This is a genomic window from Streptomyces sp. CA-243310, assembly GCF_050936775.1.
Classification (GTDB): domain Bacteria; phylum Actinomycetota; class Actinomycetes; order Streptomycetales; family Streptomycetaceae; genus Streptomyces.
This window is the reverse complement of the sequence record NZ_JBNJMF010000001.1, coordinates 3,923,181-3,936,768: the sequence shown is the minus strand read 5'-3', so window position 1 is coordinate 3,936,768 and position 13,588 is coordinate 3,923,181. Positions and strand designations below refer to the sequence as shown.

The 13,588-nt window shown below is 69.0% G+C and carries 11 protein-coding genes and 4 pseudogenes; 9 read left to right on the top strand and 6 right to left on the bottom strand.

Annotated features, from left to right (window positions below; all coding sequences use genetic code 11):
• Positions 1–112: 112 nt before the first annotated feature.
• The 6 genes and pseudogenes from ACQEVM_RS17515 to ACQEVM_RS17490 form a co-directional block, all read left to right on the top strand.
• Positions 113–901, top strand: a pseudogene (locus tag ACQEVM_RS17515) (AfsR/SARP family transcriptional regulator); the annotation flags it as partial.
• A 6-nt stretch (positions 902–907) separates the two neighbouring features.
• Positions 908–1,450 carry an AAA family ATPase gene (locus ACQEVM_RS17510; RefSeq protein WP_433080073.1) on the top strand — a complete coding sequence of 181 codons (543 nt, stop codon included), beginning with the start codon at positions 908–910 and terminating at the stop codon, positions 1,448–1,450.
• Between the two features lie 383 nt (positions 1,451–1,833).
• Positions 1,834–2,883, top strand: coding sequence for a hypothetical protein (locus ACQEVM_RS17505; RefSeq protein WP_433079718.1), 1,050 nt, complete (start codon positions 1,834–1,836; stop codon positions 2,881–2,883).
• A gap of 180 nt (positions 2,884–3,063) precedes the next feature.
• On the top strand, positions 3,064–3,366 hold the full coding sequence (locus ACQEVM_RS17500; RefSeq protein WP_433079716.1) for a hypothetical protein: 303 nt from the start codon (positions 3,064–3,066) through the stop codon (positions 3,364–3,366).
• Between the two features lie 168 nt (positions 3,367–3,534).
• The gene (locus tag ACQEVM_RS17495; protein ID WP_433079714.1) at positions 3,535–3,927 is read left to right on the top strand and encodes a peptidase inhibitor family I36 protein; all 393 of its coding nucleotides are present in this window, start codon (positions 3,535–3,537) and stop codon (positions 3,925–3,927) included.
• A gap of 104 nt (positions 3,928–4,031) precedes the next feature.
• Entirely contained in the window at positions 4,032–4,481 is a 450-nt protein-coding gene (locus tag ACQEVM_RS17490) for a peptidase inhibitor family I36 protein (RefSeq protein WP_433079712.1), read from the top strand.
• On the opposite strand, the gene ACQEVM_RS17485 is transcribed toward ACQEVM_RS17490, so the two are convergent.
• The 3 genes and pseudogenes from ACQEVM_RS17485 to ACQEVM_RS17475 all read right to left on the bottom strand — a co-directional run bounded on the left by ACQEVM_RS17485 (position 4,468) and on the right by ACQEVM_RS17475 (position 6,803).
• Positions 4,468–4,755, bottom strand: coding sequence for a hypothetical protein (locus ACQEVM_RS17485; protein WP_433079710.1), 288 nt, complete (start codon positions 4,753–4,755; stop codon positions 4,468–4,470). The two genes, ACQEVM_RS17490 and ACQEVM_RS17485, sit on opposite strands and share 14 nt — an antisense overlap.
• A gap of 876 nt (positions 4,756–5,631) precedes the next feature.
• Positions 5,632–6,462 (bottom strand): annotated as a pseudogene (locus tag ACQEVM_RS17480) (IS5 family transposase).
• A 65-nt stretch (positions 6,463–6,527) separates the two neighbouring features.
• Positions 6,528–6,803 carry a YdeI/OmpD-associated family protein gene (locus ACQEVM_RS17475; protein ID WP_433079708.1) on the bottom strand — a complete coding sequence of 92 codons (276 nt, stop codon included), beginning with the start codon at positions 6,801–6,803 and terminating at the stop codon, positions 6,528–6,530.
• A gap of 845 nt (positions 6,804–7,648) precedes the next feature.
• Here ACQEVM_RS17475 and ACQEVM_RS17470 point away from each other — a divergent pair.
• Positions 7,649–8,195 (top strand): annotated as a pseudogene (locus tag ACQEVM_RS17470) (MOSC domain-containing protein).
• Positions 8,196–9,040: 845 nt separating this feature from the next.
• Here the strand turns inward: ACQEVM_RS17470 and ACQEVM_RS17465 are convergent.
• Positions 9,041–10,567: a protein kinase domain-containing protein gene (locus ACQEVM_RS17465; protein WP_433079706.1), complete on the bottom strand. Its 1,527-nt coding sequence runs from the start codon at positions 10,565–10,567 to the stop codon at positions 9,041–9,043.
• 747 nt (positions 10,568–11,314) lie between these two features.
• On the opposite strand from ACQEVM_RS17465, the gene ACQEVM_RS17460 reads away from it, so the two are divergent.
• Entirely contained in the window at positions 11,315–11,761 is a 447-nt protein-coding gene (locus tag ACQEVM_RS17460; RefSeq protein WP_433079704.1) for a hypothetical protein, read from the top strand.
• Here the strand turns inward: ACQEVM_RS17460 and ACQEVM_RS17455 are convergent.
• Positions 11,721–12,605, bottom strand: a complete 885-nt coding sequence (locus ACQEVM_RS17455; protein ID WP_433079702.1) for an IS5 family transposase — start codon at positions 12,603–12,605, stop codon at positions 11,721–11,723. The genes ACQEVM_RS17460 and ACQEVM_RS17455 overlap by 41 nt on opposite strands.
• A 69-nt stretch (positions 12,606–12,674) precedes the next feature.
• Between ACQEVM_RS17455 and ACQEVM_RS17450 the strand changes: the two genes are divergently transcribed.
• Positions 12,675–12,998 (top strand): hypothetical protein, encoded by a 324-nt coding sequence (locus tag ACQEVM_RS17450; RefSeq protein WP_433079700.1) that lies wholly within the window; start codon positions 12,675–12,677, stop codon positions 12,996–12,998.
• A 244-nt stretch (positions 12,999–13,242) separates the two neighbouring features.
• Here ACQEVM_RS17450 and ACQEVM_RS17445 read toward each other — a convergent pair.
• A pseudogene (locus ACQEVM_RS17445) lies at positions 13,243–13,434 on the bottom strand (hypothetical protein); the annotation flags it as partial.
• Positions 13,435–13,588 lie beyond the last annotated feature (154 nt).

The following is a 13,588-nucleotide window of genomic DNA, read 5'->3' as shown; positions in this document are numbered from 1 at the left end:
AGTGAGGCTCCAGCGACTAGAGTCACCTTGCCGGGGGCAGAGTAGCGCTCTACTGGCCCGGTGCTACACGGGGGCCACGGGGTGATCCGGACCGTCGGGGGGTCGACAGACGATGACACTATTGGTTCCTGACGGCATCGACGGGCTGCTGCCCGGGACGCTGGACGGCACACTTCGGCTACAGGTCCTCGGTCCGCTGCGGGTCTGGCGCGGCGGGACGGAACTTGACGCCGGTCCGCGCCAACAGGCCCACCTCCTTGCACTGCTGCTGGCTCGCGGCGGCCGACCCACTGGCACGGGTGAACTGATCGACCTGATGTGGGGTGAGGACGCACCCGGGAGCGCGTTGAACGTCATCCACAAGTACGTCGGTTCGCTCCGACGCCTGCTGGAACCTGACCTGCCTCCCCGCAGCGCCGGTGCCTACGTCCTGAAGCGGGGCGGCGGCTATCTGTGCGCGGCCGGACCGGACGTCCTCGATCTCGTGAGGTTCCGTCAGCTGTGCGACGTCGCCCGAGCGGCGCTCGTCGCTCACGACGGTGCGGCGGCGCTCGATCACTTTCTCGAGGCGCTCGATCTGTGGAACGGCCCGGCGGGCGACGGCTGGAGCCACGCCCCCGCCGCCGCGCCGATCTTCGCCGGTCTCAACGACGAGTACTTCCAGGCTTGCGTCGAAGCGACCGGGGCCGCGCTGTCGCTCGGCCAGCCCGACCGAGTGCTGCGCGCCCTGCGCCTCGCCGCGGCCATGGCCCCCTGCACGAACCCGTGCTGGCCGGCCTGGTGAGTTCGCTGGGGGGCTCCCGGCCGACAGGCGGAGGCCCTGACCGTGTTCGACACGGTGCGCAGACGGCTCGCCGACGAGCTCGGGATCGACCCCGGCGCCGCCTTGACGACGGCCCACGCGCGGGTGCTCGCCCAGATCCCGTCGATCCGCCCGAGCACCGTCGCGGGGCCCGTCGCTGCGCTCGTCGACGTACCGACACCCCTTGTGCCGACAGAGACGGCGCCCGCGCCCGGGGGCCTCGGCCGACTGGTCGGCCGGTCGGCGGAGATGGCCGCGCTGCGCCGCGCCGTCGAGCCGGCACTGGGTGACGGGACGGCCGTCGTCCTGCTCGAAGGTGAGCCCGGAGCCGGGAAGAGCCGGCTCCTGGAAGAGATCGCCCGACACGCGCAGGGGCGTGGCGCCCTCGTGGTCCGGGGCCACTGCCACGAGGGGGAGGGCACGCCGACGATGTGGCCGTGGGTCGAGACGCTCACGAGCCTGCTCGACGACATGCCGCCGGCCCGCCGCCAGGAGTGGCGGGCCCGCGACCTCGGCCACCTCATCGGCTTCCACGAGCCAGGACACCGCGGCGCTGGCCACATGGGGCGCGAACACCCGGTTCCGTCTGTCCGAGCAGGTCGTAGGGGTGATCGCGGAGGCGGCGGGCCGCCCGGCCCGTGGTCATGATCCTCGACGACCTCCAGTGGGCCGACGCGAGCTCGCTGCACCTGCTGGACCATGTCGTCGCCCGGCTTCCCGCCGGCACCGCCTCGTGGGGGCACTGCGCAACCGCGGGCCTTCGCCCCGCTCCGAGCTGGTGCGGACTCTCGCCACGGCCAGCCGCACCGCCGGGCACCGCCGGATCCTCGTCGGACCGCTCAGCCCCCTCGAAGTGGCCGAGCTCGTGCGTCGGGAGACGGGCCACCTGCCCCCGGCCGAGGTGGCCGACTTGGTGCACGCCCGCACCGCGGGCAACGCGTTCTTCGTCCAAGAGCTGGGGCGGTTGCTGGCCTCCACCGGCGGGGTCACGAAGGAGACGGTGCGGGGAAGCGGTGTCCCCGTGTCGGTCCGTGACGTCCGTCCGCAACCGGCTGTCCGTACTCGAACCCGAGGTGCGGGAACTACTGGAGGTCGCAGCGCTCGTCGGCCGGACCGTCGAGCTCACCCTGCTCGCTCTTACCGCGTCCCTGGGCGTCCCCTCCTGCCTCGAACTCCTCGAACCCGTCCGTGGACTCGGTCTTGTCGGCCCGACGCCCGGGGACCCGTTCTCCTACCGGTTCACCCACGACCTGGTGCGCCAAGCCCTGTCGGAAGCGATCCCGCCCGGCCGTGCCGCCGCCTCGCACCGGCGCATCGCGGACGCGATCGAGGAAAGCGGCCTGAGCGATGAGTCCGTCGCCGAGCGGCTCGCGCACCACCTGTGGGCGGCGGGCCCCGTGGTGGACCCGGCCCGTACCGTCGCGGCGCTGGTGCGGGCCGGAACCCGCGCCTCGGCGAAGACGGCGCTGGGAGCGGCGGAGCGGCACCTTAGGTCGGCGGTCGAACTGGCGCGCAGGTCGTCGCTCCCCGGGCCAGAGCTCGCGGCGCTCTCGCAGCTGATCGCCGTCGTCGGGATGCGCTCGATGTACGGCACCGCCTCCGTCAGCCTGACGGAGCGGGCCGAGCGGCTCGCGCAGGGCCTCGGGCGCGAGCGCGAAGCCGCCGGATTCCTCTTCTCCCGCTGGACCGCGCACGGTCAGGCCCTCGAGCTGGACCGCAGCAGCCAACTCGCTCTACGTCTGCAGGAGATGGGAGCGACCTCCGAGGACCCGGTCGTGCGCTCGTACGGCAGGGCTGCCGCTGGGATCCACGCTTGGTGCCTCGGAAACATCGGTGAGTCGTTCCGGCGGCTGAGCGCGACGCGTTCCGATGCCGCCGAGAGCGGCGGCGATCAGGGGAGCGATCCCGTCCGTGACGGCGTGCGGCTGATGGCCGCCGGGATGTTCGCCGAGATCGCGGGCTACCACGGAGAGACGGCCACCGCGCGCGTACTGCTCGCGGACATCGCGGTGGCCGCGGGCCGGGGACCCCTACGCCGTCACCGTCGCGACGTCCTTTCGAGGCGCGGACCGCCGCGGTGATCGGCGACGTGAACTGGGCGTTGCGTGCGGCCGACCGCGGAATCGCCACTGACCCGTCCTTCTCGTTCGCTTCTCTCGGCACCTACCTGCGGCTGGCCCGGTGCTGGGCGCTGGCCATGAGGGGGCAGGATCCCGTGAAGCGCCGCGGACGAGGCCGAGCGGCTCATTCTCGAACATCTCGTGGACCCGGTTCGCACGTGCGTCTCGACCTGGTACGCGCTGTTGGGTGAGATGCGCATGGCCGCACAGGCCCTGGACGCAGCCGCGGTAGCCCTCGACCACGCACAGGACTGCCTGGAGCGATACGGACAAAGCTCATCGGAGGCGCTCGTCATCCTGCTGCGCGCACAGCTGGCGCGTGCCGCCGGCGATGACCGCCTCGCCGTACGCCGGGCCGAGACGGCTCGCGCCGTCGCGCTGGGCCAGGAAGCCCACCTGTTCGTGCGGCGCGCCGACCGGTTGCTCGCCGAGCTCGGGAGATAGAACCCGTCCCCGCCGGCGGATCCACGATCTCTCCACACTTCGTCCACTGCTCGGTCCTAGCGTCTAGAACTGAGCGCGGCCGGTCTTCCGAGCCACGGGAAGACTCAGTGCGCACGATGAACGATATGTCCCCCCTGTGAAATGGAGTTACGGATATGCGAGTGAGAAGTGCTGGCCGCTGTTGCCGCGACGGCTTTGGTCACCGGTGGAGTACTGGCCGGCTCGGGAGTTCCGGCGCAAGCGGCGGAATCGGACTGCGGGTCGAATCAGATATGTCTCTTCCAGGAGTACAACTACGGCGGACGAATGCTGAACATCACCAGGATCGGGGCGTGCATCCCCAACCTGAAGGGCTGGGAGTTCAATGACATCACGTCATCGGTGGTGAACAACTCCCCCAGCACCATCAGGATTTACCAGGACATCGGGCACGGCGGCAAATACGTCAAACTGGCGCCGGGCGAGAGGATCGCCAATCTCAGCAGCGTGGCCATCTACAACAACGACGGCTCGTGGTTCGGTGTGAACACCTTCAACGACCGGGCATCGTCGACGTGCTGAGACGGCTCGGCCAGAGACCATCTCGTTGGCGACCGGGCTCGCGGCCCACGGCTCCGGAGCCCGATCGCAACGGCACGACTCCACTCACACCCGCTGCTGCACAAATGGACTTCGAAAGGTCACTCATGCGATCACGTGTGCTTTCCTCCGCTACAGCAGCGGTTTCTCGTCCTCGGTGGTGCGGTGCTCTCGGTCAGCCCGGCGAACGCGGCGGCTTCGGACTGCGGCCCGTCCAGGTCTGTCTCTACAAGGACTACGACTACAACGGGTCAATGTTGGTCGTCGCCCACCTCGGCCTCCCCCACCACGACCTGAAGGACGATCGCTTCAACGACATGACGTCGTCGGTGATCAACAATTCGGCCGGCAGCGTCAGGCTGTACCAGGACTCCTGGTACAGCGGTAAGTACATTCAGGTGAACCCGGGCGAGCGGATCGCCAACCTGAGCAGGGTGCACATCTACAACGCCGACGGCTCGTACTTCGGCGTGAAACACCTTCAACGACAGGGTGTCCTCGACCGACTGAGCACCCACCACGTCACCGCCCGGTGATGCCGGCGGTCGTGGGCGCGGGGCAGGCGGACGAAAGCGCAGTGATCATGTGGCGAGGTCGCCCAGTAAGAACTCCCCAGTCGTGCGCCCACACCGCGCGCAGGCAGGCAACCCGGGTGCGGACGGCGTGCGTCCATTCCGCGCCGGAACGCGCCGCCACTTCGAGCCCGGAGGTCTCTCGCCGGACCAGGGCGGGCAGGTCCGGGGCCACCCGTACGTCCAGCTCCCGGCCGGCCGTTCGGGCGTGCCGGAACACCGCCTCCTCAGCGAGCACCGCCCGAGCGCCGTCCTCCCGGAGGCACAGGGCCGGGGTCCGAGCGCCGCTTCAGGCCGGCCAGGGAGCGCAGGACGGGGGGCCAGCCCAGGCAGACGGCGTGCCGCCACGTGCAGGACGTCGTGCCGGCGGGCGCCGGTCACGTCCTCCCCGGCGCCGTCCTCCCGGTCCTGCCCGTCCTTGCAGCCCTTCCCGTCCTCCTGGCCGCCGCGGTCCCTCCAGCCACCGTCGGTGAGCGGATCCCCGGCAGGAAACCCATTCACGGTGCTCCGCACCGGTCTCGCCCTGCAGGCAGGTCTCGGAGCGCAGCGTCACTACCAGGTATCGCGGGATCTACTCGTAGGCCGGGAAGCCGTCGTCGAAGAAGGCGAAGAGGTCCGGGAGATCCGCGAAGTCGGGGACGTCCGGGAAATCGAGGCGCGGGGCGTACGGGGTCACCACGTGACCAGCAGTTCGTCGAGGCTGTAGAGGTGAGTTCGGTGCTGAAGGGGAGTCGCTCGAGGGGCAGCAACAGCCTGAGGTCGGGGATGAGGCGGAACAGCAACTCGTACGCCACGCTCATCTCGGCGCGGGAGAGTTCGGCACCGATGCACTTGTGCGGACCGTGGCCGAAGCCGAGGCCGCTGTCGGGCAAGCCGCGCTCACAGTGGCCGCCTGACCAAACAGGTCGAACCCGTTACCGCCGACGACGCCATCACGACGACCTGCTCGACTCCCGCCTGCTGAAGTACGCCGAGCCGGCGGGCAGACTGCGGCCAGTCCGCCCCGACCATCAGCTCGGCCAGGATGTCGTTGCCGAGAACGCCGCGCGCGTGCGTTTTCCGCCGAGCGCCTTTCTGCCGAGAGTCGGGCCCGCTAGGAGTTGTCTTCAAAATGTCACGCCCACATCAGGAGCGAGGCGAGGGTGACGGCTGCCTGGTAGGACTCGGCGGTCTTGTCGTAGCGGGTCGCGATGCCGCGCCACTGCTTGAGGCGGTTGAAGCACCGTTCTACGACGTTGCGCCGCTTGTAGAGCTGTTTGTCGAACGTCGGCGGGCGCCCGCCCCGGCTGCCGCGCCGGAGCCGGTTGCGGACCTGGTCGGCTCGCTCGGGAATCGTGTGGCCGATGCCGCGGCGCCGCAGCCAGGTGCGGATGGCCCGGGAGCTGTAGCCCTTGTCGCCCCAGCACGTGGACGGGCCGCACTCGGGGGCGGCCCGGGCCGATGCGGGGCACCCGGATCGCCTCCATCACGGTGGTGAACTGGGTGCAGTCGTTGATGTTGCCGCCCGTGACCACGGAGGCGAGCGGACGACCGTAGGCATCGCAGGCCAGGTGAATCTTGCTGGTCAGACCACCTCGGGAGCGTCCGAGGCCGGGACTGCGGAGCCCCCTTTTCGGGCCCCGGCGGCATGCTGGTGGGCTCGCACGACGGTCGAGTCGACCGACACCAGCCAGTCGATGTCGCCGGCCGCATCCGCCCGGGCCTGCGCGGCCCGGAGCATCCGCTCGAAGGTGCCGTCCAGAGCCCACCGGCGAAACCGGGTATGCAGCGTGGCCCACGGGCCATACCGCTCAGGCACATCCCGCCAGGCCGTGCCCGTCCGGAACTTCCACACGATCCCGTTCAGCACGGTCCGGTCGTCCAACCGCTTCCGCCCGAGCAAGGACTCAGGCAGCAGCGGCCGGACGAACTCCCACTCCTCATCAGACAGTTCATGGCGACGTATCACCCAACCATGATCCACCACTCAAGATCTTTTGAAGACACGACCTAGACCCCCAGTCTGGTTGATCATGATGGCCGCTCGGACCTCGCCATTGTCGCCACCATCCGCTCCAGGCGGGCCAGCCGGGTCTTCTCGGTGCGGGCGGTGACCAGGCTGAGACACAGGGCGAACTGGTTGGACTTGCCGAGCGTCTCGTAGAACGCCCGCGCCGTCGGGTTCGCGTCGAGCGCCTCGAGGAGATCCGGCGGTGCGGTGGCGTTCTTCTGCGACGCGTATGCCGTCGCCCAGCGACCGTCCGCCCGCGCAGCCTCGACCTGGGCGAGGCCGCGGGGCGCATCCATCCCTCGGCGATCAGGGCCTCGGCCTTGTCGACGTTCACCTGCGACCAGGGAGATCGAGGGCGGCGGGGCGTCGTGCGCTGCAGGAAGTACGTGTCGTCGAAGCCGTGCCGCAGACCGTCGATCCAGCCGAAGCAGAGCACCGTGTCGACCATCTCTTCCCAGGTGAGCGACGGGATGCCGGTATGCTTTTTGGCGATCTTCACCCAGAGCCGCGGTCCGCTCCCCGTGATGCTCGTCGAGCCATGCCTCCAACTCGGCCGGGCTGGCGGGGACAAGAATCTCGACGCCGTCCTCGTATTTCTGCATAGACCGCAGGCTAAAGGCTATATAGACCAGATTCTGACCTACTCCTGGCCCCTGCCGCCGCCAAATCTCACGGCCTCAGCCGGAGGGATCTGACGTCCGGCATCGAGCTCTACGGTCGCCGCTGGTGGCCCCGCCACGAAAATCGACACCCGACGGGCGGCCGGCGACCAGCGCAACACCCCTCGCGAAACCGCCGTCCGCGAACTCGCCGCCGAACTCACAGACCCCAATTACCTTGCCGAACGCGGCCCACATCGCCGCCCGCGACGGAATCAGCACCCGCACCGCCCACCGCCGCATCACCGCCGCACGCCAACTCGGTGACGAGCAGGCCGGCCCCGACGGGCGCTGCCCCTACGCCTCGCGGGTCACCGCGAGTTCGCGGGCACCGGACGGTGCCCGCGGTGGTGTTCCATCGCGCGCGAGACCGCCGGAACCCCGTGGTGGGGGCATCCGGGTCTTCCGCTTCGTCGCCACGAGGCTGCCTGCACCGCCTCTATGATCGACCGGCCGCAGAGCGACGACAGGTGGAGGGCGTGATGCCTGGTCAGGTGACCGCAGTGAGCCGCTACAAGGGGTACTCGTTCAGCAAGCCCAACCGCGATTCCATCAGGCTGCTCGCGGGGCTCGGAGTGGAAGGAGACGTTCACGCAGGTGAGACGATCCGCCACCGGTTCCGCATGACCTACGAGCCGAACCTGCCCAACCTGCGTCAGGTCCACCTGATGCACGAGGAACTCTTCGACGAACTCGCGCTCAAGGGCTTCAGAGTCTCTCGCGGGCCGGCTCGGCGAGAACATCACCACGCGCGGGGTGGACCTGTTGGGCCTGCCCACCGGCGCTCTGCTCCATCTCGGGGAGCAGGCGGTGCTTGAGGTGACCGGACTGCGCAACCCGTGCTCGAAGAACAACGACTTCCGAAAGGGGCTGCTCGGTGAGGTCTTCGCCATGGACCCCTTGTCCGGCGAGTTTCACGTCCAAGTGTGGCTTCATGGCTGTGGTCCGCCGTGGAGGGACCGTTTGTCCCGACGATTCCATCAAGGTCGAGCCCCTCCACCCCCTCACCGCCCGCTGGAACGGATCTAGGTTCTGTGGTGGTCACCGGCTTGCCCAGATGAGGGCGGCGGCGAGGACGAGGCAGACCAACGCGCCGCAGCAGATCTCCCGCATCGCACTCGATGGGGTGGAACTGGCGACGTCGCGCAACTCGTCCCCGTGCTGATCGGTCCCTGAGACATGAGGGACGAGAGCGTAACCACGATCGACATACGGGGCCATGAGACGGTCGCACTCGAAGTGGCCCACCGGATCTCCACGCTGTTCCCGTCCAGAGTGCCCGGAGCAGCGGCGGGTGGGTCCAAGAGCGGGGGCGACGGTCGCCGGCGCGGGCCGGTCGCGCGTCGTGCATCATGCCCCCGGGCATCGTCGCCTTGAAGAGGTCGGCCCGCCGGTCGGTGCCCTCCGCCTTCGTCCGGGCCGTGTTGGCCACGACGGACTGGTGGACTGCGGCGGTCATGCGGCCCATCTGTGACAGGAAGGTGCCGAGGTCGACTCCGGCCTGCTGGAAACTAACGAGCTGTCGGGCAGCTCGCGCTCACGCCCTTGCGGTCTGTGATCCCGCTGACCTGCGCAGCTCCGGCGACCGCCCGGGTCCCGCCGTGCCCCAGGATTCGGGTTTCGGCCCCCATCAGCAGACGACGCTGCCGCGCGTCCAGATGAACAACACCAATAACCTTGGGCTGAGTTGGTCACGACCTCATCAGATATGTGCACAGACCACACCAACGAACAGAACCATCGGAAGCAATACCTGATTCTCTGCGAGCCCTTAGGCGGGTGCTGGTCTCCGGAGGTCCCACCAGCGGGTGTCCCATCGCCAGCGCCCGGTGGCGTCGCGCTCGGCCCAGGTGTGCACGAGCCGTCCATCATCCTCACCCAAGACGAGTTCGACGTGGCCGTTCCAGCGCGAACTGCCTCCGAGCGCCGTGTAGTGACCGGGTGGCGGTTCGGGAAAGAGGCCGGAGACCAGACCGCCGGGGTGGAGCACGCAGCGGTTGTCCTCCGTGAGAACGACCAAGGCCTCGTCGGGGAGCGGCACGATGGAGCGAACCGGCGGTTGGTCCTCGCCCAAGGGGCGACGCCAGCGTGCGGCGCCGAGACCCGGGCTGTGCCACACGGTGCCCGCGCGATCGAGGGCGGCCAGCGCACCGCAGGACACCCCGGGCCGCAGCGCCACCCAGATCGGCTGGAGCGCCGGGGACCGGTGACCAGTCCGACCAATCCCCGCCGTCCCGTCGGTCGGTGTATCGGGCGGCGCCGTCCTCGTCGACGGCGTAAAGCCGGTGCGCGGTCCACGGCGCGCCGGCCGAGGCGATGTCGGTCAGTGTCGCTCCACCGGGCAGCGGAACGTCTGACCAGGGCGACCAGGCCTCAGTCGGCTCGAAGGTCTCTCGGTCAACGGCCAGCGCCCGCCGCCACAGCCTCCCCTCGTGATCGAGGAGCCACAGATGCTGCCGGTAGGTCTCCGGGGAACCGGCGGCCAGTGCGCGCACGGGCCCTGGGCCGGCTGCGTCCATCGGGTACCAGCCGTCCCAGGCGCTGATGGCCCAGCCGTGCTGCGTCCCCCGCGTGTCGGCGGCGAAGACCTCAAGATGCGGGTCCCCGTACGAGGCGACCGTGAACACCGCTCGCGGGAGCGGCCGCGTGGGGGCAAGCGTGGCCGCTGTCGCCAGTTCGCGCAGCCTGTGCGCGACCGCGCCTGCGGCGGGCCGGCGTGCCGGGTCGGACGCCAGCAACTGCTGTACGAGGTCGACCGTGCGGGAGTCTGTGCCGGCCCCTGGGAGCGCGGCGAGCACCGCGTCGGCCAGGCGCAGTGATTCTTCTTCCGAGACGTGGTTGATACGCATGGGTAGTTCACCGAGCAGGCACTCGCCCAAGACGATGCCGAGTGCCCAAAGGTCGTCGACGGGGCGCACTTCGGGCCGCCCGGCCAGCACCGACCGCATCCTTCGCGGCGACATGTACGTGTACGTCCCGCCCAAGTCCCAGGCAGCGGTCTCGCGCAGCGCCGCGGTCACGTTAAAGTCCGCGATCTTCCACAGGCCCCGGCAGCGCACGATGTTGCCCGGTTTCACGTCCGCGTGGACGAGGTGACGGCGATGCACGTCCTCCAGCGCCCAGGCGACCCCGGCCAGGGCGGCGGTCGCCTCGCCCGGAGGGAGCGGGCCTTCGGCGGCGAGGTGGTCGCCGAGCGAGCGGTCCCCCAGCTCCATGACTTGCACCAGGCAGCCGGCGTACGGCCCGTCCTCGGCGACGAATGCGTCCACGTATGCCACTGCGTGGGGGCATCCGAGCAACTGCTCTTGGACCCGGATCTCTTCCAGGGCACGTCGTCGCTGGTCGGCGCTGCCCCGGGCGTGGTAGATCTTTACCGCCCGCTGCTCGACGATGCCTTCCATGTGTTGTGCGGATCCGCCGGGCTGCCAGTACTCGTGCAGACTGCCCGCTGCCCAACGGAGCGGACTCGTCGACCAGCCACTCCCCCACCCGTGTCTCAGCCACGTACAGAGTGTAGTGCGGCAGGCTTCACGGCGGACTCGAGCGCCGAAGCCGGCCAGCCAGAGCGTGAACTGACGCGAGCGCACGTTCGCCCTCTGCACTGCCGAGCTGCTGGGCCGCACGGTTCGCCGACTCGTCCCCGAGGCGGTCACGAACTGCCAGTAGGTGCTGAGCTGCACCGAGCCGTTCGCCGCGGACGACAGGAAGCGGATGATGCTGTACCGGGCCACCGACTGCTCGGCAGGTCGGCGTCGACAGGCGACAGGCGACAGGCGACAGGCGACAGGGCCACGGTTCGGCGGCTGATCTGCCAGGTCTGATGCCGGATCAGCTACGCTGGCGGACACCGGCGCGGACCGGCTCCCCGTCGTCGAGCAGCGCGAGGGCTGTACGCGAGGCCTGTACGAACGCGGGAACCGCAGGCTGAACGCCACTGACGGCTGCGACACCCGCAGGAGGTCATCCTCGCCGAGGCCGTCGAGGAGCCCCGCGGTCGCGGCCGGCTGCACGTTGACCGGCGGATCCTGGTGCAGCGCGTACGGCAACGTCGTCGCCGCCGACGCGGCCCGCCTAGGGGGTGTCCGACGGGTCGTGTGAGCTGATCAGGGACAGACTTGGCCTTACTGTTCGCTGAACGAAGGGGGCGCATGGCGCGTGATACCGCCGAAGCAGAGGCGGGGATGAAGGGGATTACGTTTCCTGCCTGGTACGGAAAGCACTACGTGACCCTGGCTGAGCTACTGATTCGTCTCGGCAGCTTCGGCCTGCACCTCACGTGGCGCGTCGAATTTGACGAGGTCGTCGATCCTCGCTGTGTCGAGATGAAGCGGAAGTCCGCCGACGCAGGCATGGACACGTTGACACTGCTGTCGTTGACGACCCCGTTCCTCCAGTTGATCGACGCCGAAGCGCGTGGGTTCGCCGAGGGCGAGCTGGTGCTCGTTCTGACAGAGTTCGACAGCTCCTTGTGGGATGTCAGGGCTGTCGACGAGCGCGTACTCAGCGAGCTTCGCCACCACTACCCGGGTGCCAAGGACTTCTGCACGGGGCGCTTCACTCCGGACGGAGCCATAGGCGGATCGCGGCCACGGTGACCGTTCCGTGGAAGACGTACGCCCGCTTGTCGAAGCGCGCGGCGACGGCTCGGAAGTTCTTGAGCCGGTTGATGGTCCGCTCGACTTCGTTGCGTCGTCGGTAGATCGTCTTGTCGAATCCTGTGGGTCGACCGCCTTGACTGCCGCGGCGCCGGCGATTGGCCCGCTGGTCTCTCGGCTCGGGGATCGTGTGCTTGATCTGGCGTCTGCGCAGGTGACGGCGGTTACGGCGTGACGAATAGGCCTTGTCTCCCCCAACGTGGTCGGGCCGGGTCCGCGGTCGTCCACCGGCTTGTCGGGGCACCCGGATCTCGTCCAGGACGGGAATCATCTGCGGTGCGTCCCCCCACTGGCCGGGCGTGACGAGAAACCCGAGCGGGCGGCGCCCACCTTCTCCGGTCAGGTGGATCTTGCTTGTGAGCCCGCCTCGCGAGCGTCCCATTCCCTCATCGGAGCGATGGCGCACCGGACTCCTGTGCCGACCCGTGATCTTCGGGGCGCGAGTGGAGGCGCCGGCCGCGTGCTGATGAGCGCGGCAGGTCGTGGAATCGACGCTGACCATGCTCCAGTCGATTCGCCCCTCGGCATCCGCGTCGGCCTGGACGGCCCGCAGGATTCTCTCCCACCTGCCGTCCGCCGACCACCTTCTATGACGGTCGTGAACCGTCTTCCAGCTACAGAAGCAGGGAGGCAGGTCACGCCAAGGAAGGCCGGTCCGCTGCCGGAACAGAATCCCGTTGATCACACGACGATGACACTGCCAGCGTCCACCCCGACCACGATTCGCCGGCAAATGCGGCTCCAGCCGAGCCCACTCTTCGTCCGAAAGATCTCCCCGCCCCATGCCTCACGGAACGAGTGCCCAGCAGCGGCGCCACACGACCCATCGGACACGACCTAGACGTTCGCAGGGGTGGTCGCCAAGGAAGTGGGAGCGATCTCCGTGCTCGCCAGGATCACGGACCACTCCGAAGGCCTGGCCACCCCGGCGCTCCACGGCATCGTGGTTGACACGGTCATCGAGTCCACCGTCGACGAGCCGGCCGTGTTCGCCCGTCGGATCACCCACCTGCGCAGCGATCTCGGTGCGTACACCGGGGCGTTCCGGGCCAGAGATGCCGTTTACCTGTCCGGCAGACTGGTCCACATTCAGGGACCCGACGCGCACAGAGGCTTCGGCATCGAACCGACCCCGTGGTCGGCAGCCGAATCCTTCATCGCCAACCTGACTCACTGAGCAACGCGTTGCACACCGCTCATGGAGTTCGGCCACCCCTCCCCCATCCTCCGCAGGTGCGGGATGCCTCTCATTCGCGGCGTCTGCCCGACTCGTAACTCGACGGGGCTGGTCCGGCTGAGGGCGGCCCCGATGGGGTGCGGCGGTCCCTGTGAACGGCTTCAACTTGTAGTGGATCAGCTCGTTTTCCACACAACGAGGCAGCGACCGCGGCCTGTTTCCCGCCGTCCAGCGCCGGCTGTTCTGTGACCTTCGTTATCCCGAAACAGGGCGGCAGGGCCCGCGAGGCGCACCCGCTGACCAGGACGTAGACGATCGCCGCGAACAGCGGGCCGGGCGACGGTTGTGCCCCGGACTTGGGGCGGCCATGGGCGGGGGCGGCAAGTCTGGCGGGCTCGGGTCCAGCCGCAGGGGTGGCCGACGGGGGAGCATCAATCGCCGGGGCGCGGACTGGCTTTCGGCGAAAGCAGTGGTGGCGAGGCCGGCGGCAGCAGCGACAACAGCGTCACGCCAATGGTCACTCTCGCCAGCCAGCTTCTGGTTAGAGCACGAAGGACCTTGCTCATTCTTATCGAACCGCACGAACGTAT